This window comes from Streptomyces sp. NPDC039430 (assembly GCF_055639435.1).
On the sequence record NZ_JBVKAK010000001.1, the window covers coordinates 39,908 to 62,370 of the forward strand.

At 71.9% G+C, this 22,463-nt stretch carries 15 protein-coding genes and 1 pseudogene; 7 read left to right on the forward strand and 9 right to left on the reverse strand.

Going from position 1 to position 22,463, the window contains the following annotated elements:
- Positions 1–28 precede the first annotated feature (28 nt).
- Positions 29–1,240, forward strand: coding sequence for a pyridoxal phosphate-dependent aminotransferase (locus ACZ7LS_RS00160; RefSeq protein WP_382663722.1), 1,212 nt, complete (start codon positions 29–31; stop codon positions 1,238–1,240).
- 35 nt (positions 1,241–1,275) lie between these two features.
- Here ACZ7LS_RS00160 and ACZ7LS_RS00165 read toward each other — a convergent pair whose 3' ends face one another.
- Entirely contained in the window at positions 1,276–2,544 is a 1,269-nt protein-coding gene (locus ACZ7LS_RS00165) for a cytochrome P450 family protein (RefSeq protein WP_385132232.1), read from the reverse strand.
- A gap of 245 nt (positions 2,545–2,789) precedes the next feature.
- Here ACZ7LS_RS00165 and ACZ7LS_RS00170 point away from each other — a divergent pair, with 245 nt between their 5' ends.
- Positions 2,790–3,920, forward strand: coding sequence for a S1 family peptidase (locus ACZ7LS_RS00170; RefSeq protein WP_382874620.1), 1,131 nt, complete (start codon positions 2,790–2,792; stop codon positions 3,918–3,920).
- A gap of 276 nt (positions 3,921–4,196) precedes the next feature.
- On the opposite strand, the gene ACZ7LS_RS00175 is transcribed toward ACZ7LS_RS00170, so the two are convergent.
- From ACZ7LS_RS00175 to ACZ7LS_RS00185, 3 genes are all read right to left on the reverse strand, one after another.
- On the reverse strand, positions 4,197–5,450 hold the full coding sequence (locus ACZ7LS_RS00175; protein ID WP_382525364.1) for an SWIM zinc finger family protein: 1,254 nt from the start codon (positions 5,448–5,450) through the stop codon (positions 4,197–4,199).
- On the reverse strand, positions 5,447–8,554 hold the full coding sequence (locus ACZ7LS_RS00180) for a DEAD/DEAH box helicase (RefSeq protein ID WP_385132236.1): 3,108 nt from the start codon (positions 8,552–8,554) through the stop codon (positions 5,447–5,449). The genes ACZ7LS_RS00175 and ACZ7LS_RS00180 overlap by 4 nt, the downstream gene beginning before the upstream one ends.
- 220 nt (positions 8,555–8,774) lie before the next feature.
- Positions 8,775–9,803, reverse strand: coding sequence for a slipin family protein (locus ACZ7LS_RS00185; protein ID WP_385132239.1), 1,029 nt, complete (start codon positions 9,801–9,803; stop codon positions 8,775–8,777).
- Positions 9,804–10,185: 382 nt separating this feature from the next.
- On the opposite strand from ACZ7LS_RS00185, the gene ACZ7LS_RS00190 reads away from it, so the two are divergent.
- Both ACZ7LS_RS00190 and ACZ7LS_RS00195 read left to right on the forward strand, forming a co-directional pair.
- Complete coding sequence (locus ACZ7LS_RS00190) at positions 10,186–10,527, forward strand: hypothetical protein (protein ID WP_382525369.1); 342 nt, start codon at positions 10,186–10,188, stop codon at positions 10,525–10,527.
- 113 nt (positions 10,528–10,640) lie between these two features.
- A pseudogene (locus tag ACZ7LS_RS00195) lies at positions 10,641–10,886 on the forward strand (DUF6343 family protein); the annotation flags it as partial.
- Between the two features lie 303 nt (positions 10,887–11,189).
- Here the strand turns inward: ACZ7LS_RS00195 and ACZ7LS_RS00200 are convergent.
- From ACZ7LS_RS00200 to ACZ7LS_RS00210, 3 genes are all read right to left on the reverse strand, one after another.
- The gene (locus tag ACZ7LS_RS00200) at positions 11,190–11,567 is read right to left on the reverse strand and encodes a tetratricopeptide repeat protein (RefSeq protein ID WP_382525371.1); all 378 of its coding nucleotides are present in this window, start codon (positions 11,565–11,567) and stop codon (positions 11,190–11,192) included.
- A gap of 78 nt (positions 11,568–11,645) precedes the next feature.
- A complete protein-coding gene (gene coaE, locus ACZ7LS_RS00205) occupies positions 11,646–12,251 on the reverse strand; it encodes a dephospho-CoA kinase (protein WP_382525372.1) in 606 nt (201 codons plus the stop codon).
- Positions 12,252–12,447: 196 nt separating this feature from the next.
- Positions 12,448–13,392, reverse strand: a complete 945-nt coding sequence (locus tag ACZ7LS_RS00210) for a PAC2 family protein (RefSeq protein WP_382525373.1) — start codon at positions 13,390–13,392, stop codon at positions 12,448–12,450.
- 262 nt (positions 13,393–13,654) lie between these two features.
- On the opposite strand from ACZ7LS_RS00210, the gene ACZ7LS_RS00215 reads away from it, so the two are divergent.
- Positions 13,655–14,680 (forward strand): right-handed parallel beta-helix repeat-containing protein, encoded by a 1,026-nt coding sequence (locus ACZ7LS_RS00215; RefSeq protein ID WP_382663740.1) that lies wholly within the window; start codon positions 13,655–13,657, stop codon positions 14,678–14,680.
- A 122-nt stretch (positions 14,681–14,802) separates the two neighbouring features.
- Here ACZ7LS_RS00215 and rpsA read toward each other — a convergent pair whose 3' ends face one another.
- A complete protein-coding gene (gene rpsA, locus ACZ7LS_RS00220; protein ID WP_030353622.1) occupies positions 14,803–16,311 on the reverse strand; it encodes a 30S ribosomal protein S1 in 1,509 nt (502 codons plus the stop codon).
- Between the two features lie 339 nt (positions 16,312–16,650).
- On the opposite strand from rpsA, the gene ACZ7LS_RS00225 reads away from it, so the two are divergent.
- On the forward strand, positions 16,651–17,574 hold the full coding sequence (locus tag ACZ7LS_RS00225; RefSeq protein ID WP_382876406.1) for a class I SAM-dependent methyltransferase: 924 nt from the start codon (positions 16,651–16,653) through the stop codon (positions 17,572–17,574).
- Between the two features lie 120 nt (positions 17,575–17,694).
- Positions 17,695–20,448, forward strand: coding sequence for an ATP-dependent RNA helicase (locus tag ACZ7LS_RS00230; protein ID WP_385132245.1), 2,754 nt, complete (start codon positions 17,695–17,697; stop codon positions 20,446–20,448).
- Positions 20,449–20,538: 90 nt separating this feature from the next.
- Here the strand turns inward: ACZ7LS_RS00230 and ACZ7LS_RS00235 are convergent, their stop codons facing one another.
- Positions 20,539–22,260 (reverse strand): lytic transglycosylase domain-containing protein, encoded by a 1,722-nt coding sequence (locus ACZ7LS_RS00235; RefSeq protein ID WP_385132248.1) that lies wholly within the window; start codon positions 22,258–22,260, stop codon positions 20,539–20,541.
- Positions 22,261–22,463: the final 203 nt, after the last annotated feature.

Here is a 22,463-nt window from a genome sequence, read left to right on the forward strand (position 1 = left end):
ATCGCACCAAGGTCTGGGAGGCCACCGCATGGAATTCCGGCAGTCGAGCAAGCTCAGCGAGGTCTGCTACGAGATCCGCGGCCCGGTGATCGAGCACGCCGACGCCCTGGAGGAGGCGGGCCACAGCGTCCTGCGCCTCAACACCGGCAACCCCGCCCTCTTCGGGTTCGAGGCGCCGGAAGAAGTCCTCCAGGACATGATCCGGATGCTGCCCCGGGCACACGGCTACACGGACTCGCGCGGTGTCCTCTCCGCGCGCCGCGCCGTGGCGCAGCGCTACCAGACCATGGGGCTGCCCGAGGTCACGGTCGATGACGTCTTCCTCGGCAACGGCGTCTCCGAGCTGGTCTCGATGGCTGTCCAGGCGCTTCTGGAGGACGGTGACGAAGTCCTGATCCCGGCCCCCGACTTCCCGCTCTGGACCGCTGTCACGACGCTGGCGGGCGGCCGTCCCGTGCACTATCTCTGTGACGAGTCCGCGGAGTGGTACCCGGACCTGGACGACATGGCGTCGAAGATCACCGACCGTACGAAGGCCGTCGTGATCATCAACCCCAACAACCCCACCGGCGCGGTCTATCCGCGCGAGATCGTCGAGGGCATCCTCGATCTCGCCCGCCGTCACCAGCTCATGGTGTTCGCGGACGAGATCTACGACCAGATCGTCTACGACGACGCGGTCCACCACACCGCCGCGGCCCTCGCCCCCGATCTGGTGGTCCTCACCTTCAGCGGGCTGTCGAAGACGTACCGCGTGGCGGGTTTCCGCTCCGGCTGGCTCGTGGTCACCGGCCCCAAGCAGCATGCCCGCAGCTACCTCGAAGGCCTCACGATGCTCGCCTCGATGCGGCTCTGCCCCAACGCGCCCGCGCAGTACGCCATTCAGGCCGCGCTCGGCGGCCGGCAGTCCATCAAGGAGCTGATCGCGCCGGGAGGCAGGCTGTACGAACAGCGCGACCGCGCCTGGGAGAAGCTCAACGAGATCCCCGGGGTCTCGTGCGTGAAGCCGAAGGGCGCGCTGTACGCCTTTCCCCGGCTGGATCCCAAGGTGCACAGGATCCACGACGACGAGAGGTTCGTGCTGGACCTGCTGCTGCGGGAGAAGATCCAGGTCGTGCAGGGTACGGGGTTCAACTGGCCGCGTCCCGACCACTTCCGGATCCTGACGCTTCCGTACGCGGACGATCTCGACGCGGCCATCAGCCGGATCGGCCGCTTCCTGAGCGGCTACCGCCAATGACCCGCGCGCCCCGGGCGGCTCCGGCCCCCGGCGGCTCAGAGCCGTACGGGCAGCTCGATCAGGCCCCGGGCACGGGTCGAGGGGCGCCACCGCAGGTCCTCGTACGGGACGTCGAGCGCCGGCCGCGGGAACCGCTCCAGCAGCGCGTTGAGCGCGATCTCCGTCTCCAGCCGGGCGAGCGGCGCGCCGAGGCAGTAGTGGATGCCGTGCCCGAGGGCCACCTGCCCCGCCGTATCGCGGTCGAGGTCGAGCCGGTCGGGGTCGGTGAAGCGGCGCGGGTCGCGATTGGCGGCGGCGAGGGACAGCATGACGGTCTCCCCCGCCGGCACGGCCACCCCGCCGATCGTCAGATCCTCCACCGCGAAGCGCCGGATCGCCAGCAGCGCGGGCCCCTCGTACCGCGCGAACTCCCCGACCGCCGCGGCCGTCCTGCCGGGCTCGGCGCGCAGGGCCGCCAGCTGCTCGGGGTGCTGGAGCAGGGCGAGGACGGAGTTGCCGATGAGCTGGACGGTGTTCTCGTACCCGGCGAAGAGGATGAGGAAGGCCAGCGACATCAGCTCGTCCTCACTGAGCCGGTCGCCGCCGTCGCCACGTGACGCTCCCGCGCCGGGCGGCGTGCCGTCGCCGGCCTCCTCACCCTCGTCGCGCACCGCGATCAGCGCCGACAGGAGATCCTCCCCGGGCTCGGCCCGCTTATGGGCGAGCAGTCCGGTGAAGAAGGCGAGCATGGCGGCGATCGCCTCCCTCATCCGCTCGGGCCGCGCGGGATCGGGGGCGATCAGGGCGTCCGTCCACTCCCGGAAGTCACGCCGGTCGCGCGCGGGTACGCCCAGCAGTTCGCAGATGACGACGATGGGCAGCGGCGCGGCGTACGAGGCGATCAGATCAGCGCGACCGCCGGGTTCGAGGGCGTCGAGCAGTTCGTCGGCGGTGCGCCTGACCGGCCCCCGCAGCTCCTCGATCCGCCGCGTGGTGAACGCCCGCGCGACGAAGCGCCGGATACGGGTGTGGTCCGGCGGATCCATGTTGAGGAGGTTGGCGTCGAGGGCGGGCGGCAGCCCGAAGCCCCGGTAACCACCGGGCAGCGCGCGGCTCTTGTCGAGGGAGAGCCGGGGATCGGCGAGCGACGTCCGTACGTCCTCGTAGCGCGTGACGATCCAGGCGGGCCGTCCGTCGGGCCCGACGATCCGCCGAACGGGCGCGGTCTCACGCAGCCGCGCGTACACCTCGTACGGATCCGCCAGCAGCTCGCTCGTCGGATCGTAGAGCGATCGTGCTGACGCGCCGGGTTCCGTGATGGCCATGATCCCATCCTAAGAGGCCGGGCGGAGGCGGCTGTTGACGGCGGCGGCCGGTGCCCGCACACCTGTACCGAGATGACCGAAGCCCTGACCGGCGGGTTCACCGGACGCCGCCCGTTGGCATGGACCTGTTCAGAATCCTCGGCTACGCTCCGGCTGGCACCGCCTGAGAGCGCTCTCAGGCGCCTGCTGTTCCACCCCCACCATGCTGGAACACAGAAGGGCCACATCCCTTGAGACGTACGACAGTGATACGCACCGGTCTGTCCGCACTCCTCCTCCTCGGCACGTGGGCCGCCGCCGGTCTCGCGCCGGCCGCCGCGGCGCCCTCCCCCGCCTCCGAGGCACCGGCGTCCACCGGTCTGCTCACCGCCATGCAGAAGGACCTCGGCCTGACGGCAAGTCAGGCCAAGGCGCGTCTGGCCGCGGAGAAGACAGCGACGGCTGTCGAGGGCAAGGCGAAGCGCGCGGCGGGAGCCTCGTACGGGGGCTCCTGGTTCAACGCGGACAGCGGCACGCTGACCGTCACGGTCACCAGCGCCCAGAAGGCCGACGCCGTACGGGCGACCGGCGCGACCGTACAGCTCGTCGAGCACAGCGCCCGGCAGCTCGACGCGGCCAAGGAGCGGATCGACGCGCTCTCCGCGCCGGCCGGTGTCAGCAGCTGGCATGTCGACCCCAAGGCCAACCGTGTCGTGGTCAATGTCGTCGCGGCGCAGAAGAACGACAACGATGTCCGTGACTTCCTCGACCGCGCCCGGCAGGCCGGCCCCGTCACGGTCGAGGAGACCGCCCAGGCTCCGCAGACCTTCGCCGCGGGCACCGTCGGCGGCGACCCGTACTACACGGGCAACGTCCGCTGTTCCATCGGCTTCTCCGTACACGGCGGCTTCGTCACAGCCGGCCACTGCGGCCAGGCCGGCGCCTCGGTGAGCGGCTGGGACGGCTCGTACATCGGCAACTTCCAGGGCTCTTCCTTCCCCGACAACGACTACGCGTGGGTCAATGTCGGCAGCGGCTGGTGGACCGTCCCGGTGGTCCTCGGCTGGGGCTCCGTCTCCGACCAGCTGGTCCGCGGCTCCAACGAGGCCCCGATCGGCGCCTCGATCTGCCGCTCCGGCTCCACGACCCACTGGCGCTGCGGCAACCTCCTGGCCAAGAACGAGACCGTCAACTACAGCCAGGGCGCCGTCCACCAGATGACCAAGACCAGCGTCTGCGCCGAGGGCGGCGACTCGGGCGGCTCCTTCATCAGCGGCGACCAGGCCCAGGGCGTGACCTCGGGCGGCTGGGGCAACTGCAGCAGCGGCGGCGAGACCTGGTACCAGCCGATCAACGAAATCCTGGGCCGTTACGGCCTGACCCTTCACACCGCCTGACCCACGACACCGTCCGACCCGCAACGGCGTCTGCCTCGCTCGCGGGGAGATCAGTCCTTCGGGGAGGTCATCCCTTTCGGGGGTAGCCCTTTCGGGGGCCACCCTTGCGGGGCAGGCCGGCGGAGTGGTTGACGAGGCCGGGGGTACGGAGAGCGCGCGCAGCGGTACGGCGCGCTCGTCCCGTACTCCCGGCTTCGGTCATTCCCGCTGACCGAGCCCCCTGCGCCCCTCCGCGCCACCGTCGCCCCGTCACCCCTCTCGCCTCACCGCCTCGCGTCACCGGCCGAGGAGGGCCGTCAGGGCGCCCACCGGGTCGGTGTCGGGGGTGCCCCTCGGCCACCAGTCCTCGCGGTCCCGGTCCGACTCATAGCCGTACCAGAGGGCATCGCGGCCGAAGCGGAGCTGGAGGGACGGGGTGGAGAGGTGGTTGCGCCAGGGGCGGAAGTGGGGGAAGTCGGCGGCCGCCAGGGCGGGGCGGGCACGGTCGAAGGGGCCGGCCGGCGGATCCCAGGGCTCTTCCAGTACGGCGAGGCCCGCCAGACCGCCCTGCCGCCAGGCCGCCACGGCACGGGCCAGGTCGGTGGGGGTGCGGTCGAGCGCGGTGGCCAGGTCCCGGTAGAGGGCACGGGTGGAGGCGGTCAGCCCGGAGCCGGGGTGGGCGGCGGCCAGCCGTACCGCGTCCTGCCAGGGCGTGAGGGCGCCGATGGGGTCGAGGCCGGTGGTCAGGAACGTATGGGCGCGGGCCGCCGCCTCGGTGGCGAGCAGGTCGAGAGCGAGCGGGTCGGGCGCTCCGGGGGTCTGCGGATAGACGGGGGGCCGGCCCGGCTGCGCGGGCACGGGGAACGGCGGCGGAAGCACCGGGCGGGTACGGGGCGCGAGGGCGACGCGCGCCTCGACCGTGGGCATGGGCGGCGCGGCGGTGGTCCGTTCGGCCGCGGAACGGGTGGCGTTGCGCCGGGTGAGATCGGCCAGCACTTCGTGTTCACCGCGACCGCGCATCAGGAACAGCACGAACGGGTCCTCGTCGAGGAGCCGCGCCGTCTGGTAGCAGAGGGCGGCGGCGTGCTTGCACGGGTAACCGTCGTCCGGGCAGGAGCAGTCGGGGGTCAGATCGCGCCCGGTGGGGAGGAGATCGGCCGAGGCCGCGAGGGTGTGCGGCATGTCCTTGTCGAGCAGGGCGGCGATGTGGTCCGGACGGGCCGCCGCGGCGTCGAGAAGATCCTCCCAGCCGGTGTCGTCGAGGGTACGCAGACGGATCTCCGTACGGTACGGGCGGGGCCTCGAACCGTGGACGTACGCCATGACCCGGCCGGGCGTGACGGTGATCGCGTCGACATGGCCGCTGCCCGCGTAGGCACGGCCGCGCTCCAGGCGGGCCGCGTCGAGCGCGGTGTCCTCCATGGACTCCACCCACGCGTTGCCCCACCAGGTGCTGGCGAAGTCGCCCGCGGCCGCCGGTCGTGGGGGCAGCGCGGGGAACGTGCGCCGACGGTCGTCGTGCCGTGGGGCGGGGGCGCGGCGGGGGGTCATGACAGCCTCCGCAGGGAGACCAGATCCGCGAGGTCACGGTCGGTCAGCTCGGTGAGGGCCGCCTCGCCCGAGCCGAGGACGGCGTCGGCCAGCGCCCGCTTGGACGAGAGCATCTCGGCGATCCTGTCCTCGACCGTGCCCTCCGCGATCAGCCGGTGGACCTGTACGGGCTGGGTCTGGCCGATGCGGTACGCGCGGTCCGTGGCCTGCTCCTCCACGGCCGGGTTCCACCAGCGGTCGAAGTGGATGACATGGCCGGCCCTGGTCAGATTGAGACCGGTGCCGGCCGCTTTCAGGGAGAGGACGAAGACCGGGACCTCCCCGGACTGGAACCGGTCCACCATGCGTTCGCGCTCGGCGACGGGCGTACCGCCGTGCAGAAGCTGGGACGGGACGGCGCGGGCGGCGAGATGCGCGGAGAGCAGCCGCGCCATCGATACGTACTGGGTGAAGAGCAGGACCGAGCCGTCCTCCGCGAGGATCGTGTCGAGCAGCTCGTCGAGGAGGGCGAGCTTGCCTGACCGGCCGGTGAGCCGGGCCGCGTCCTCCTTCAGATACTGCGCGGGGTGGTTGCAGATCTGTTTGAGGGAGGTGAGCAGCTTCATGACGAGGCCGCGGCGCGCGATGCCCTCGGCCGCCTCGATGGCGGCCATCGTCTCGCGGACGACGGCCTCGTAGAGCGATGCCTGTTCACGGGTGAGCGCGACGGGGTGATCGCTCTCCGTCTTGGGCGGCAGCTCGGGCACGATGCCGGGGTCGGACTTCTTCCTGCGCAGCAGGAACGGCCGGACCAGCCGGGACAGCCGCTCCACCGCCTCCGCGTTGTCCGCGTCCTTGATGTCGGCGCTCTTCGCGTTCTCGACGTTCTCCACGATGCGCGCGTGCCGGGCCCGGAACGCCTTCAGCGGGCCGAGCAGACCGGGGGTGGTCCAGTCGAGCAGCGCCCACAGCTCGGAGAGGTTGTTCTCGACGGGCGTGCCGGTCAGCGCGACCCTGGCCGGCGCCGGGATCGTACGGAGCGCCTTGGCCGTGGACGAGAAGGGGTTCTTGACGTGCTGGGCCTCGTCGGCGACGACCATCCCCCAGCCGTGCGCGGCCAGCGCGTCGGCGCTGCCGCGCATCGTGCCGTACGTGGTGAGCACGAACCCGCCCGGGGTCCCCGCTTCCGAGAGCCCGGCCAGGCTCCGCCCGGCGCCGTGGAAGCGGTGTACGGGGACGCCGGGCGCGAAGCGGGTGATCTCACGCTGCCAGTTGCCCAGGAGGGAGGCGGGGCAGACGACGAGGGTGGGGGCGGTGCGGGCCCGGTGCAGATGCAGGGCGATGACGGTGACCGTCTTGCCGAGACCCATGTCGTCCGCGAGACAGCCGCCGAGACCGAGCGAGGTCATGAGGTCCAGCCAGGCGAGACCGCGCAGTTGGTAGTCGCGCAGGGTGGCCGCGAGGGCGGGTGGCTGGGCGATCGCGGCCGGGCCGGTGGTGAGACGGTCGCGCAGCGCGGCCAGCGCACCGGTCGGAACCGCTTCCACCGTCTCGCCGTCCACCTCGGCGGTGCCGGTCAGGGCGACGCCGAGCGCGTCGACCGGCTCCAGCAGGCCCAGCTCCCGCTTGCGCGCCTTCCGTACGAGGGCCGGGTCGACGACGACCCACTGGTCGCGCAGCCGGACGATCGGGCGGTGCGACTCGGCGAGCGCGTCCATCTCCCGCTCGCTGAGGGGATCGCCGTCGAGCGCCAGCTGCCAGTTGAACGTGAGCAGTTCGGCGCTGTCGAAGAACGGGGTGCCGTCGGTGGCCGAGCCGGGCGCGGGGCGGACGACCGCCGCGGCGGTGAGCGTACGCGCCAGCTCCCTCGGCCAGTGGACGGCGACCCCCGCGGCGGCGAGACGGGCCGCGCCCGGTCCGAGCAGTTCGTACAGCTCGTCCTCGGAGAGTGACAGCGCGTCGGGGACGTCCCGCTCCAGCAGCCGGGCGAGCGGGGTCCAGACGCGGGCCGCGCGGCGCAGGGCGAGCATCGCGTCGATCCGGGCGCGCGGGCCGAAGCTCTCGTCGCCATGGCCCGCCCAGAGCCCCGAGGCGTCGATGACCAGGGTCGGGTCGGCCAGGCTGTGGATCTGGACGAGGGCGGCCCCGGCCCGCCGGGCGACCTGGGCCTCCTCGGCGCCGGGCCCGATGTCCCTGCCGGTACCGGGAGGACGTCCCGCCCGGCCGGAATCCGTCTCCGGATCCGAGGCGGTGCCTTCGGCCGGGGCCGTCTCCGCCCGACCCACCCGATCCACCTGATCCGCCTGATCGAAGAGGTCGTACGCGGAGAGGTCGAGGCGCAGCGAGACCCGTACCCCCGCGTCCATACCGGCCGCCGCCTCCGCGGCCCAGGTCCGGGCGCCCGGCAGATGCTGCGCCTCCTGGGCGGCGAACGGCGCGCCCGCGGCGTAGGCGGCGGCGGGCGTACGCGGCAGGGAGTCCGCCACCGCGTCGAGGAACGCCCGTACCAGCGCTTCCGGATCGGGCAGCTGGAGCGGGCTCAGATCCGGGACCGGCACGGCATGTGCCTCGGGGGGCATGGCCGCGGCGATCGCTCTCAACTGCGCGATGTCATCGGCGTCCAGCGGCCCGGCGCGCCAGGCGTCGTGGTCGGACGCGGTGAGACCTGGCAGCAGTCTGCCGCGCCCGGCCAGCTGGAGCGCGTGCAGCGCGGCGGCGCCCCAGCACGCGGCGGCGGGATGCGCGGCCCTGTCGCGCCGGGCGCGCACCAGCAGCGGGATGGCGTCGGCGACGGACAGCAGCACGGCGGGGACGGAGCGCGTATGGACATCGCCCTCGCCCCGGCCGCCTGCGCCACCATCCCCGCCGACCGCGCCGTCGTCCCGACGCCGTACGACCGTCAGCGGGCTCGGTCCGAGCCCCGTCGCCCCCGGATCACCCGACGCGCCCGGTGCCGTACCGGCTGCGCCGAGAGCATCGGCGGGCAGCTCCCCCTCCGGGGACCAGAAGGCGACCCGCCCCTCCCGCGGCAGCCCGGCGGGCAGGAAGACGGCGGCGCAGCGGGTCAGGGCCGCCGTCGCGGCATTCGCGGACAGAGACGTGGGGTGATGCACGGATTGCGTCATGGTCACCGCCTCCCTCCCGGCCCGGGATCACCTCAGGATCTGATTCCTCTGCGAGTCTAGGCCGGGGGTCTGACAGTCGATCTCCAATCGCTGTTTCCGCAGCTCAGAGCATGGTCCGAGGTGGGAGGGAAGACAGCGGACAGGACGTACGGACGCATGACTGCTCGGTGCGGAACGGACGGCGAGACGGTCGATGGGGAACCGTCCGCGAGGAAGGGGCTCAGACCGGCTGCGCGTCCTGCCGCTTCTGTGGCTCCTCCTCCAGCGGTGGCGCCGGCATGGGCGACGACGTCGTGGGTACGGACGACACCTTGGGCCGCGTGGTGAGGCCGGGCACCGCGAGATCGGGCGCGCCGGGTTCGACCGCGTCGGCCGCGTCGGCCGCGTGGGCTCCGTCGGTGGCGGCGGCAGCGGGCGACTTGTCGGCGGGAGGCGACGGGGCCGCCTGCACGGCTCCCGAGACCGCCTGCACGGCCTGTACCGCCTCGGCCGGTGTGGCGCGTTCGAGGAAGCGGAGCAGTTCGACGGGGAAGGGCAGCACGAGTGTCGAGTTCTTCTCGGCGGCGACCGCCACGACCGTCTGCAACAGCCGCAGCTGAAGCGCGGCCGGCTGGCCGGACATCTCCTTGGCCGCCTCGGCGAGCTTCTTCGACGCCTGCAGCTCCGCGTCCGCGTTGATCACTCGGGCGCGGCGTTCCCGGTCGGCCTCCGCCTGGCGCGCCATCGACCGCTTCATGGTCTCCGGCAGTGACACGTCCTTGATCTCGACACGGTCGATCTGCACGCCCCAGCCGATCGCCGGGCTGTCGATCATCAGCTCCAGGCCTTGATTGAGCTTCTCCCGGTTGGAGAGCAGATCGTCCAGATCGCTCTTGCCGATGATCGACCGCAGAGACGTCTGCGCCATCTGCGACACGGCGAACCGGTAGTCCTCGACCCGGACCAGCGCCTCCGCCGCGTCGACCACCTTGAAATAGATCACGGCGTCCACGCGCACGGTCACGTTGTCCCGCGTGATGCCGTCCTGGGCCGGTACGGGCATCGTCACGATCTGCAAATTGACTTTGTGCAGCTTGTCCACGAAGGGAAGGATCGTGGTGAATCCGGGTCCGCGGATTCCTTCCTGCAGCCTGCCGAGGCGGAAGACCACGCCCCGTTCGTACTGCCTGACGACCCGCGCGGCCGCCATCGCGTACAGCCCGCACGCGCATACCGCCGCTATGACAGCAATGACCAGTTCCTCGACCATCTTGGGCCCCCTGACGACGCCGGACCGAGGTGCTAATAACTACGGTATGCCTTGTATGACCGGCGGTCGAGAAGCGTGCGGCGGGGAAATTACCGGGCCGTAGACACGATCGTGTACACCCCGGCCATAGCCCGCCCGGCCGCGTATCTGGTGCCGCCATCTCGGGGATCCGGCAGTGTGACCAGCAGACTCACCCGCACCGACCAGCACACCGGCACCCGCACCCACACCGGCACTGGCACCGCCCGCCACCACCGCCACCCGCCACCCGCCACCAGCACCGGCACCGCCGGCACCCGCCACCACCGCCGGCACCCGCCACTGTGGCCGGTGGCCGTGGCGGCCCCGTGGCCGGGCACTCCGCAGAGACGAGGACCCGCTCATGTCCGTGACCCATCACCGGCGCCTCGGCATCGCTGCCGGGGCCGCGTTCCTGACCGTCACTGTCGCGGGCTGCTCGGGCCTCGGCCGGAACGCGGCGGGGACCGTCGCGTACGACACCCCGCGCGGCCGGCACGTCCAGGTCTCCAACCCTCTGGTCACGGGCTGCCACCGGCTCGCGCCCGGTGGTGCCGTCGCGCTCACGAACCGCACCCTGGTCGACTTCGTGATGTACGGGACGCCCGACTGCACGGGCAAGGGCACGACGTATATCGCCACCACCCTGTCCGATGTGATCGCCCCCGGCGAAGGGCCGTGGCGCAGCTACACCATCGCGCACTGACCCCGGCACGGAGTCCGGCACGGGCCCGCCCTCACCGCCCCCGTAGCGGGTCAAAAGCCGCGAACGCGGGTAGGGGGCACTGGGGGGACGGGGATATGGGAGGTGCAGGAGTCATGCGCACCGGAAATGAGCCGGTCACCGCGCGCAGTCCGCTGCGCATGCGGTTCTGGCTGAGCGTATGGGGTCTGATCTGGACCGCGTTCGGCACGGCGGCGTTCGCGTTCACCGGGCGCTTCGGGTGGGCACTCGCCTGCGGTGTGCTGATGCTGATCGTGGCCACGGATCTGGTCCTGGTCGTGCGGCACCGCCGGCAGGGGTCGGGCTATCAGCCCGGAAGAGACGTCCCCCCGTACGAGCCGGGGACCCATGGCTCGGATCCGGACCGCGAGCGGAGTCTCGACCATGATCTCGGCACTCGTGTCCGCGAGTGGATGCGCGAGCCGGACCCGGCGCAGCGCGGTGGCCGCATCCGGCATCGCAGCGTGCACGGACACCACCCCTGACCGGCCCCGCGCGGTGGCCGGTGGCCGGTGGCGCCGGCCGCATACGGGCCACCGGCTCCGTACAGCCAGGTCGTTCAGCCCGCCAGCCGTCCAGCCGGTCGTTCAGCCCGCCAGCCGTCCAGCGGTCCAGTTGTCCAGCCGTCCAGCCGTCGGCGCCAGTCAGTCGCCCGCGCGCGGGTCGGCGTCGAACTGGGCCGCCTTCACATACTCCGGCTTGGGATCCAGCGCCGCCGCCAGTCTGAAGTGGCGTTTCGCCTGCTCGGGGCGGCCTGCGCGCTCATAGGTGCGGGCCAGCGCGAAATGGGCGAACGCGTTGTCGGGCTCCCGCTCCAGCACCAGCTCGAATTCCAGCTCGGCGGGGCGCAATTGGGCGGCGGCGAAGAACGCGCGGGCACGCAGCAGCCGGGCCGCGGTGTTCTCCGGATGCGCCGCGATCACCGAATCGAGCAGCTTCACGGCCCCGCGCGGATCCCGCGCGGCCAGGAGTTGCTCCGCCGCGCGATAGTCGATGACGTGGGTTTCCGGACTCTCCGACACGGTCGCATCCTTCCCTAGCTGCGCGCGTTCAACGCCGCGTATGACGACGCTATTCCTCGCATCTGCCCGCGCCGGCCCTCAGCGCCCGGCCGCGGCGCGGTCCTCCAGTGTCTGCCATACCCGTCTGACCTGCGGTTCCAGTTGCTCCAGCGGACCGTCGTTGTCGATGACGACATCCGCGGCGGCACGGCGGCGTTCGCGGCCCGCCTGGGCCTCCATCCGCTTGCGTGCCTCGGATTCGGCCATTCCCCGCAGTCGTACGAGCCGGTCGAGCTGGGTCTCGGGCGAGGCGTCCACGACGACGACCAGGTCGTACAGCGCCTCCATGCCGTTCTCGACGAGCAGCGGCACATCGTGCACGACGATCGCGTCCGGTCCCGCCGCCGCCTCCAGTTCGGCCGAGCGTGCGCGGACCAGCGGGTGCACGATCGCGTTCAGTGCCCGCAGCCGGTCCGGATCGCCGAAGACGATCCCGCCCAGTTTCGGCCGGTCGAGACCGCCGTCCGGAGTCAGTACGTCCGGTCCGAATTCGGCCACCACGGCCGCCAGACCGGGCGTCCCCGGCTCCACCACTTCCCGCGCTATCCGGTCGGAGTCGATCAAAACGGCTCCGTAACTGGTCAGCAGACGCGAGACCTCGCTCTTGCCCGAACCGATTCCGCCGGTGAGTCCCAACCTCAGCATGCGGCCAGCCTAGACGGGACGAGAAGACCGCCCCGGACGGGGCGGGCCCGCACGGACGGGGTGTACCTGTACGGACGGGGCGTACCTGTACGGGGGCGAGCCCGGACAACAACGAGCGGCCGTACGGATCCCGAGGGACTCCGTACGGCCGCCGTGCCCCCGACTCAGGCCGGCCGAGCATCCGGCCCGGGTACGGTTACGCGCCGCCCTCGCCTTCCCGCTCCGCGAGGAACTTCTCGAACTCGCGGCCGATCTCGTCGGCCGACGGCAGTTCCGCGGGCTCGGCGACCAGATTCCCGCGGCTCTCCGCGCCCGCGATCGCGTCGTACTGGTGCTCAAGCCCCTGCACCATCGTGACCAGTTCCTCGTCTCCCTCGCCCAGTTGACGCTCGATCTCGGTCTGGGTGCGCTGCGCCTCCGTACGGAGCGAGTGCGCGACGCTCGGCAGCACCAGGCCGGTCGCGGCCGTGATCGCCTCCAGAGCGGTCAGCGCCGCGTCGGGGTACGAGGATCTGGCGACATAGTGCGGTACGTGCGCGGCGACGCCGAGTACGTCGTGGTCCGCCTGCATCAGCCGGTACTCGACCAACGACTCGGCGCTGCCCGGTACCTGCGCCTCGTCGAAGGGGCTGCGGTGGCCGGGCATGAGGTCGGTGCGGTTGCCGTGCGGGGTCACACCCACGGGGCGAGTATGCGGAACGCCCATCGGGATGCCGTGGAAGTTGACCGAGAGGCGTACCCCCAGGCGCTCCACGATCTGCCGTACGGCCATCGCGAAGCGCTCCCACTCCACATCCGGCTCGGGGCCGGACAGCAGCAGGAACGGGGCGCCGGTGGCGTCCTGTACGAGCCGTACGTCGAGCGTCGGCGTCTCGTAGTCGGCCCAGCGGTCGCGCCGGAAGGTCAGCAGCGGGCGCCGTGCGCGGTAGTCGACCAGCCTGTCGTGATCGAATCGGGCCACCACCTGGTGGGGCAGCGATTCCAGCAGGTTCTCGACGATCTGGTCGCCGGTCTCCCCCGCGTCGATGTAGCCGTCGAAGTGGTACAGCATGACCAAGCCCGCCGACTCCTGCGCCAGTGCCATGTCGACGACGGCGAGGCCCTTGGGCTCCCATTCGTACAAACCCTGCGGATCAAGCACGATTACCGCTCCTCCTCGTGTTCGTAACGAAGAACGCCCCACAGGGCGCGGGCATTCCCCACACCAGGGGGGACTAACCCCGCGAGCGCCACCGAACAGCGCGCGGGCCGGGCGGGATCGCGCACCTGCCTGACGGGTATTGGTCCAGACCTTGACATGCCCAGGACGCGTCCCTACCGTCACGGGGCAATGGTCGCGTTCACGAACACGACCATCGTCCACATAAGAGAACGATTCACGGACCTCAACGGGAAGGCCCCCCATGCGCATCCGCACGCTGCTTCCTGCTCTGCTGGCCCCTCTGCTCGCCACCGGCGCGCTGTCCCTGCTCGTCGCCCCGACCGCGGGAGCCGCCTCCACCACGGCCGCCGCCACCGCGTCCGCACCCACCGCGTCCGCGCCCGCCGGAGCCGCCGCGGTCATCCAGGTCTCGACCGCCGCCCAGCTCAAGTCGGCCCTCACCGCGGCGCGTCCCGGCGATACGATCCAGCTCGCCAATGGCACGTACAAGGGGAACTTCAAGGCGACGACGCCCGGCACGGCCGGCTCCCGCATCACCCTCACCGGTTCGTCCGCCGCGATCCTCACCACGGGTGGCGGGGGTTACGGCCTGCACCTCAACGGGGCCGCGTACTGGACCGTCAAGGGCCTCACCATCACCGACGCCCAGAAGGGCATCGTGGCGGACGGGGCCAACGGGGTCGTCATCGACTCCGTGACGGTGCACAACCTGGACATGGAGGGCGTGCACTTCCGGCAGTCCAGCAGCGACGGCGTCCTGCGGAACTCACGGATCTACGACACCGGCAACGACGGCCGCGGCATGGGTGAGGGCGTGTACGTCGGCAGCGCCAACACGCTGTCCGACCGCAGCGACAACGCGCAGATCCTCAACAACACCATCGGCCCGGATGTCGGCGGCGAGAACATCGACATCAAGGAAGGCACCACCGGCGCGCGCATCATCGGCAACACCTTCGACGGCGGCGGCCTCACCGGCGCCAACTACGACGACTCCTGGGTGGACGTCAAGGGCAACAACGTCCTCGTCGAGGGCAACACCGGCAAGAACACCACCAACAACGGCTACGAGACCCACACCCAGCAGAGCGGCTGGGGCTGCGGCACGGTCTTCCGCTCCAACACCTCGGATCTGCGCGGCTCCACGGGCGCCAACCAGCTCGCCGTCAACGTCACCAACAACAGTTCGAGCTGCCGCACCACCGTCTACGGCAGCAACACCGTGACCGGCGGCAAGGGCCTGACGAACATCACCGTCACCCCCTGATCCCACCGATCCCACCGCCCCGGGCTCCGGGGCTCCGCCTCAATTCACGCACGCGTAAGGCCCGCTCCCCCGAGGGGGAACGGGCCTTACGTTCAGCTACCTACGAACAGGAGACCGGAGCGTCAGCTCTGGCCACCGGCCAGCTTCTCGCGGAGGGCGGCGAGCGCCTCGTCCGACGCCAGGGCGCCGGAGTTGTCCGCGGACTCCGAGGAGTACGAGCCACCACCGGAGGCGGCCGGAGCGCTGCCCCCGCCGGCGGGCGCGGCAGCACCCTCGGCAGCGGCGGCCTCGTCGGCCTCGCGGGACTTGATGACCTGGGCCTGGTGCTGCTCGAAGCGCTGCTGCGCCTCGGCGTACTGGCCCTCCCACGCCTCGCGCTGGGTCTCGAAGCCTTCGAGCCAGTCGTTGGTCTCGGGGTCGAAGCCCTCGGGGTAGATGTAGTTGCCCTGGTCGTCGTAGGACGCGGCCATGCCGTAGAGCGTCGGGTCGAACTCGACCGAGGCCGGGTCGCTGCCGAAGGACTCGTTGGCCTGCTTCAGCGAGAGGCTGATGCGGCGGCGCTCCAGGTCGATGTCGATGACCTTGACGAAGATCTCGTCGTTGACCTGGACGACCTGCTCCGGGATCTCCACGTGGCGCTCGGCCAGCTCGGAGATGTGCACCAGACCCTCGATGCCCTCGTCGACACGGACGAACGCGCCGAACGGAACGAGCTTGGTGACCTTGCCCGGGACGACCTGACCGATCTGGTGCGTCCTGGCGAACTGCTGCCACGGGTCTTCCTGCGTCGCCTTGAGCGACAGGGAGACACGCTCGCGGTCCATGTCCACGTCGAGAACCTCGACGGTGACTTCCTGGCCGACCTCGACAACCTCGGAGGGGTGGTCGATGTGCTTCCAGGACAGCTCGGAGACGTGCACGAGACCGTCGACGCCGCCGAGGTCCACGAACGCACCGAAGTTGACGATCGAGGAAACGACGCCGGAGCGGACCTGGCCCTTCTGCAGGGTCGTGAGGAAGGTCTGGCGGACCTCGCTCTGGGTCTGCTCCAGCCAGGCACGGCGGGACAGGACCACGTTGTTGCGGTTCTTGTCCAGCTCGATGATCTTGGCTTCGAGCTCCTTGCCCACGTAGGGCTGGAGGTCACGGACGCGGCGCATCTCGACGAGGGAGGCAGGCAGGAAGCCACGGAGGCCGATGTCGAGGATGAGACCACCCTTGACGACCTCGATGACGGTGCCGGTGACGATGCCGTCCTCTTCCTTGATCTTCTCGATCGTGCCCCAGGCGCGCTCGTACTGCGCACGCTTCTTGGACAGGATGAGACGGCCTTCCTTGTCCTCCTTCTGGAGAACCAGGGCCTCGATCTCATCGCCCACGGCAACGACCTCATTGGGGTCGACGTCGTGCTTGATCGAAAGCTCGCGAGAGGGGATGACGCCTTCGGTCTTGTAACCGATGTCGAGCAGGACCTCGTCCCGGTCGACCTTCACGATGACGCCGTCGACGATGTCGCCGTCGTTGAAGTACTTGATCGTCTCGTCGATCGCGGCGAGGAAGGCTTCCTCGTTACCGATGTCGTTGACCGCAACCTGCGGGGTGGTGGCGGTGGTCTCGGTGCTGCTCGTCATGTGGGAAAGGGCTCCGGTGCGGACAGTGAGTCGTAGGTACTGCTACGCCGAGAGCCTGTATCGCCTCTGCAGAAGCCGGACAGCCAAGGAAGCGCCGGCCCCGGACAAGAGGGAAAGCGCCTCGACAACCGAGGGAACTTGCATACAGATGCGAGCGCGGCTGCTACGTCTGAGGCGCGCAGGCCCGCAGCGCAACCTTTAGCATACGGGGGCAGCCGGGCACGGTCAATGCGCGAACGCCCCCACCGGGGGCGGAACATCCCATACCCGGCACAATCAGCGTTCCATGAGGCCAGAACGGCCCATGACGACTCCTCGCACACTACGACGACGGACACGATGATCCAAGAGCACGAACCCGAAACCGTTCGCGAAACCGCCTGCGAGACCGTTCCCGAAGCCCCGCCCGGCGAGTCGGGGGAGAGTCCCGGCGGCGAGACCGGAACGGAGCCCACGGGAACGGAACCCGAGGCGACACGCCGCGACAGCGGTGCCACGGAGAGCAGCCGGGCCAATCGCGGCTGGTGGGACCGGAACGCGGACGACTACCAGATCGAGCACGGCACCTTCCTCGGCGACGACCGTTTCGTCTGGTGCCCCGAGGGGCTCGACGAGGTGGAGGCCGGCCTGCTGGGACCTCAGGAGTCCCTGCGCGGGCTGGACATTCTGGAGATCGGCGCGGGCGCGGCGCAGTGCTCGCGCTGGCTGGCGGCGCGGGGCGCGCGCCCGGTGGCGCTGGATCTCTCCCACCGTCAGCTCCAGCACGCGCTGCGGATCGGCGAGGGCCGCGCGCTGAGCTTCCCGCTGGTGGAGGCGGACGCGGGCACGCTGCCCTTCCGGGACGGCTCGTTCGACCTGGCCTGCTCCGCCTATGGCGCGATTCCCTTCGTCGCGGATCCGGTGGGCGTGTTCCGCGAGGTGCGGCGGGTGCTGCGGCCGGGCGGCCGCTGGGTCTTCTCCGTCACGCACCCGGTCCGCTGGGCGTTCCCCGACGAGCCGGGGCCCGAGGGTCTGTCGGTCGCGGCCTCGTACTTCGACCGCACGCCGTACGTGGAGCAGGACGAGGAGGGCCGCGCGGTCTACGTGGAGCACCACAGGACGGTCGGTGACCGGGTGCGGGACGTGGTCGCCGCCGGATTCCGGCTGGTCGATCTGGTCGAGCCGGAGTGGCCGGCCTGGAACACCCAGGAGTGGGGCGGCTGGTCCCCGCTGCGGGGGAGCCTGATCCCGGGCACGGCGATCTTCGTGTGCGTACGGGACTGATCCGCGTACGGGACTGATCGGCGTACGGGACCGGCCCGCGTACCGGGCTGGTCCGCGCGGGGACGGGGCGGAGGCCGTACGGGGTCGTCCGCGCGTACGGCCCCGTACGACACTGTGCGGGTGATCCGCGACGACATCCTCGGCAGTCTGCCCGTACACACCGCCGTCCCCGCCCTGGAACGGGCCCTCGACGCGCACGGGTGCGCGGTGTTGTGCGCGCCGCCGGGGACGGGCAAGACGACGCTGGTGCCGCTGGTGCTGGCAGGGCTGCTCGGGGACGGCTCCGTGGCACGGCCGGTACGGCGGGTGATCGTCGCCGAGCCGCGCCGGATCGCCGCGCGTGCGGCGGCGCGCCGGATGGCCTGGCTGCTCGGGGAGCGGGTCGGGGAGCGCGTCGGTTTCACGGTGCGCGGGGAGCGCGTGGTGGGGCGCGCGACGGTGGTGGAGGTGGTGACCACCGGTGTGCTGCTCCAGCGGCTCCAGCGCGACCAGGAACTGGCCGGGGTCGATGTGGTGATCCTCGACGAGTGCCACGAACGGCATCTGGACGCGGACACGGTGGCGGCGTTCCTGCTGGACGTAAGGGCCGCGCTACGGCCCGGGCTGCGGCTCGTCGCGGCGTCGGCGACGACCGACGCGGCCGGGTGGGCGCGGCTGCTGGGGGACGCGCCTGTGGTGGAGGCGCGGGGCGTGTCGTACCCGGTGGAGGTGGTCTGGGCGCCGCCGGTCAAGCCCGTACGGCCGCCGCACGGGATGCGGGTCGATCCGGCGCTGCTCGCGCATGTGGCGTCGGTGGTGCGGCGGGCGCTGGCGGAGCGGGACGGCGACGTGCTCTGCTTCCTGCCGGGCGTGGGGGAGATCGGCCGGGTGGCGGGGCTGCTGGGGGACGCTGCCGGGGCCGAGGTCCTCCAGGTGCACGGCCGGGCGCCGGCGGCCGTGCAGGACGCGGTCCTGGCGGGCTCGGCGGGCTCCGCGGGATCGCCAGGACCGGCGGGATCGGCGGGCGGCCGTCGCGTCGTCCTGGCCACGGCGGTGGCCGAGTCGAGCCTGACGGTGCCGGGCGTACGGATCGTCGTGGACGCGGGGCTGGCGCGCGAGCCTCGTACCGACCACGCGCGCGGGCTGAGCGCGCTCACGACCGTACGGGTGTCGCAGGCGGGCGCGCGGCAGCGGGCGGGACGGGCCGGGCGGGAGGCGCCCGGCGTGGTCTACCGCTGCTGGACGGAGGCCGAGGACAGCCGGCTGGCCCGCTTCCCCTCCCCCGAGATCAAGGTCGCGGATCTGGCGGCGTTCGCGCTCCAGGCCGCGTGCTGGGGCGACCCGTCCGCGGCGGGCCTCGCGCTCCTGGACCCGCCGCCGGCCGGGGCGCTGGCGGCGGCGCGGTCCGTGCTGGCCGCGATCGGCGCCGTGGAAGCGGTGGAAGCGGGGCAAGGAGAAGGGGACACGGACGGGGGCGGGGGCGGGCGGGTCACCGAGCGGGGCGTACGGATGGCCAGGCTCGGGCTGCACCCCCGGCTGGCCCGCGCCCTGCTGGACGGCGGGCCCGAGGTGGGTACGCGGCGGGCGGCCGAGGTGGTGGCCCTGCTGAGCGAGGAGCCGCCGAGGGCGTACGGGGACGATCTCGCGGCGGCGTGGCGTACGGCCCGCCGGGGCGAGGACGGCTACGCGGCGCGCTGGCGCCAGGAGGTACGGCGGCTGGAGCGGGCTCCGGAGCTGAGCTCGTCCACCGGAAGCCGGGGTTCCGTGAGTGCCGGTGCCGGTGCCGTGTCCGGTGCCGTGTCCGGTGCCGTGTCCGGTGCCGTGTCCGGTGCCGTGTCCGGTGCCGTGTCCGGTGCCGTGTCCGGTGCCGGGGAAACTTCCGGTTCCAGCCCCCGGTCCGGGTCCGGGTCCATGTCCGGGTCCGGGTCCGATGACGCCGTCGCCGGGCTGATCGCCGCGCTCGCCTTTCCCGAGCGCGTGGCGCGGGCCCGCGGTGAGGGCGCCTGTCTCATGGTGTCGGGCACGGGCGGTGAGCTGGGCGAGGGCTCCCGGCTGCGCGGTGCGCCCTGGCTGGCGGTGGCGGTCGCGGACCGTCCCGCCACGGCCGCCTCCGCGCGGGTACGGCTCGCCGCGGTGATCGACGAGGACACCGCGCGGGCCGCGGCCGGCCGGCTGCTGGTGGCGGGCGAGGAGGTGCGCTGGGAGGACGGCGATGTCGTCGCCCGGGAGGTGGAGCGGCTCGGCGCGGTCGAGCTGTCCGTACGTGCCCTGCGGGCGCCGGACGGCCGGCTGGTGCGCGCGGCGCTGCTGGACGGGCTGCGCCGCGAGGGGCTCGGGCTGCTGCGCTGGACACGCGACGCGCAGGGGCTGCGCGACCGGCTGGACTTCCTGCACCGGGAGGTGGGCGGCGGCTGGCCCGATGTCTCGGACGTGGCTCTGCTGGCACGCGCGGACGAGTGGCTGGAACCGGAACTCTCCAGGGCCCGGCGCCGGTCGGACCTCGGACGGCTGGACGCGGGACAGGCACTGCGCAGGCTGCTGCCCTGGACGACGGGCGAGGCGGCACGGCTGGACGAGCTGGCGCCGGAGCGCGTCGAGGTGCCGAGCGGGTCACGGGTCCGGGTGGAGTACGGCGGGCCGCAGCCCGTACTGGCCGTGAAGCTCCAGGAGTTGTTCGGTCTGCGCGAGACCCCGAAGGTCGCGGGGGTGCCGGTGCTGGTGCATCTGCTGTCCCCGGCGGGCAGGCCGGCGGCGGTGACGGCGGACCTGGCGTCTTTCTGGCGCGAGGGCTATCGCGCGGTGCGGGCGGAGCTGAGGGGCCGCTACCCGCGCCATCCGTGGCCGGAGGACCCCTCGACGGCGGTGCCCACGCGGCGTCTGAACCAGAGGCGCTGAGCGCGGACGCGCCGACACGCCGCCGCCCTCCGGCGGAGCACGCGGAGGGCGGCGGCGTTCAGGGCCTCTGGTTCAGCAGGGCCGACGGGGTTACGCCGACGGCGGAGCGGTGACCTTCAGTTCGACGGTCAGCGTCGCGCCGCCCTCGGTCTCGATACGGAGCAGGAACGTGCCTGCCGTGTCGTCCGCGTAGATCTTCGGGAGCTGGAGAACGCCGTTGGCGTCGGTCTCCAGGTCCTTCAGCTCACGGAGCGGATTGCCGTCCGCGTCCTTGAAGTAGGGCCCGTCGGTGCGCGGGGCGGAGCCGTCCGCGGACGTGATCATGGTGGCGGTCGCCGCGACACCCGGCGCGACCGCTCCCTTGTAGGTGGCCTTGACCGAGACCTGGTCCGCGAACTCCGTGCCGGACTCGGCCGTCAGCTCCTTGTCGCCGGTCCCGGTGAGTCCGTCCGCCTGGCGGGCCGTGACCGACGCGGTGTACTCGACGCCCGCGACATTCTTCACGTCCACACTGGCCCGGATCGTGAACTCGCCGGTCTGCTCGCCCGCCTGGACGGCCGGGGCGGTCGCCGTGCCGTCCTCGCCCGTGGTGCGGGTCAGCACGGACGTGCCGGAGGTGAAGCGGGCATCGGTGTCGCCGACGATCTCGAAGCGCACCGTGACGTCCTCGACGGGCTTGCCCGCCGCGTCCACGGCGCGTACCGAAGCCCGCTCGGTGAACTCGCTGCCCGCCATGGCCGTGTGCGTGCCCGTACCGGTCTTCTCGATCCGCTTGACGACGGGCTTCGGGGCGGGGGTGCCGGGTTCGCCCGTGGAGGGAGGTGTCGAGCCTCCGCCGCCCGGGGTGGACGGCTCCTCCGGGCCGCCGGACCCTGGAGGGGACGGCTCGGTGCTGGGGTCGCCCGGCTTCGAGGGCTTGGGGCCGGGCTTCGACGACGGGGGCGGGGTCGGCGTCGGCGTCGGGCTCGGTGAGGGGCCCGGGTCGACGGGGCCGGTGCCGGCGGGCAGCACGCCCGTGCCGTCCGGGACCTCGTGTGTGCCCTTGTTGTAGTACTCGAACCAGGTCAGGACGGTGTCCAGATACTCCTGCGAGCGGTTGTAACTGAGGATCGCCTGACGGAGATCGGCGTCGACGGACAGATCGCGGTCCGCGTGGCAGAGGTACTCCCCCGCCGCGAGCGCCGCGTCGTAGATGTTGTTGGGGTCCTTGCGGCCGTCGCCGTTGGCGTCCTGGCCCCAGGTCGCCCAGGTGGAGGGGATGAACTGCATCGGGCCGACCGCGCGGTCGTGCGTGGAGTCGCCGTCGTACGCGCCGCCGTCGGTGTCGGAGATGTTCGCGAAGCCGATGCCGTTGAGCACCGGGCCGAGGATCGGCGACAGCGTGGTGCCGTTGGCGTCCACCCGGCCGCCGCGCGCCTGGCCGGACTCGACCTTCCCGATGGCGGCGAGCAGCTGCCACGGCAGGTTGCAGCCGGGCTTGGTCTCGGCGAGCGCCTGCTCCGCCTGCTTGTACGCGGCCAGCACCGAGGCCGGTATGCCCGCTTCCGCCGGGCCGGTGCCGATGGCCGGCAGGTCGACCGAGGCGCCGGGCTTGTCGGGCGTGGTGAGCGGCGGAAGCTCGGTGTAGTACGGGGAGTTACCGGTGGCCGACGATTCGGCGGGCGGGTTCGCGTCGGCGGCCGCCTGGGCGCCGCCCGCGCCGGACGGGATGGCGCCCGGTGCCTGGGAAGCGGAGAGGGCCGCGATCGCGGCGGCGGCCACCGCGGTGGTGGTCGCTCCTCTGCGCAAGCGCCTGCCGAATAGCGCGGACATATGTCTGGCCCCTCCCGGTGGACGACTGTTCGCGCTCCCCGCGCGAGGACTCAGGCGACCCTATGTCAACTCCTCGCCCCAGCACACCGGTCAGTGACCGCTTTTCACCAGTTCGCCACCTGTGAGTCGGCCAGTTGTCCGAAGTGCCTCCCCTCAGAGGCACCTCGGACATCTTCCGTCAGCTTCCTTCGGACCTCGCGAGC

Bases quoted from the DNA above. Each gene is read 5' to 3' on its own strand.
- ACZ7LS_RS00185 (WP_385132239.1), bottom strand. From the start codon at position 9,803: ATGGTCGAGGAACTGGTCATTGCTGTCATAGCGGCGGTATGCGCGTGC.
- ACZ7LS_RS00190 (WP_382525369.1), top strand. From the start codon at position 10,186: ATGTCCGTGACCCATCACCGGCGCCTCGGCATCGCTGCCGGGGCCGCG.
- ACZ7LS_RS00180 (WP_385132236.1), bottom strand. From the start codon at position 8,554: ATGACGCAATCCGTGCATCACCCCACGTCTCTGTCCGCGAATGCCGCG.
- ACZ7LS_RS00235 (WP_385132248.1), bottom strand. From the start codon at position 22,260: ATGTCCGCGCTATTCGGCAGGCGCTTGCGCAGAGGAGCGACCACCACC.
- coaE (WP_382525372.1), bottom strand. From the start codon at position 12,251: ATGCTGAGGTTGGGACTCACCGGCGGAATCGGTTCGGGCAAGAGCGAG.
- ACZ7LS_RS00225 (WP_382876406.1), top strand. From the start codon at position 16,651: ATGATCCAAGAGCACGAACCCGAAACCGTTCGCGAAACCGCCTGCGAG.
- ACZ7LS_RS00215 (WP_382663740.1), top strand. From the start codon at position 13,655: ATGCGCATCCGCACGCTGCTTCCTGCTCTGCTGGCCCCTCTGCTCGCC.
- ACZ7LS_RS00175 (WP_382525364.1), bottom strand. From the start codon at position 5,450: ATGACCCCCCGCCGCGCCCCCGCCCCACGGCACGACGACCGTCGGCGC.
- ACZ7LS_RS00165 (WP_385132232.1), bottom strand. From the start codon at position 2,544: ATGGCCATCACGGAACCCGGCGCGTCAGCACGATCGCTCTACGATCCG.
- rpsA (WP_030353622.1), bottom strand. From the start codon at position 16,311: ATGACGAGCAGCACCGAGACCACCGCCACCACCCCGCAGGTTGCGGTC.
- ACZ7LS_RS00160 (WP_382663722.1), top strand. From the start codon at position 29: ATGGAATTCCGGCAGTCGAGCAAGCTCAGCGAGGTCTGCTACGAGATC.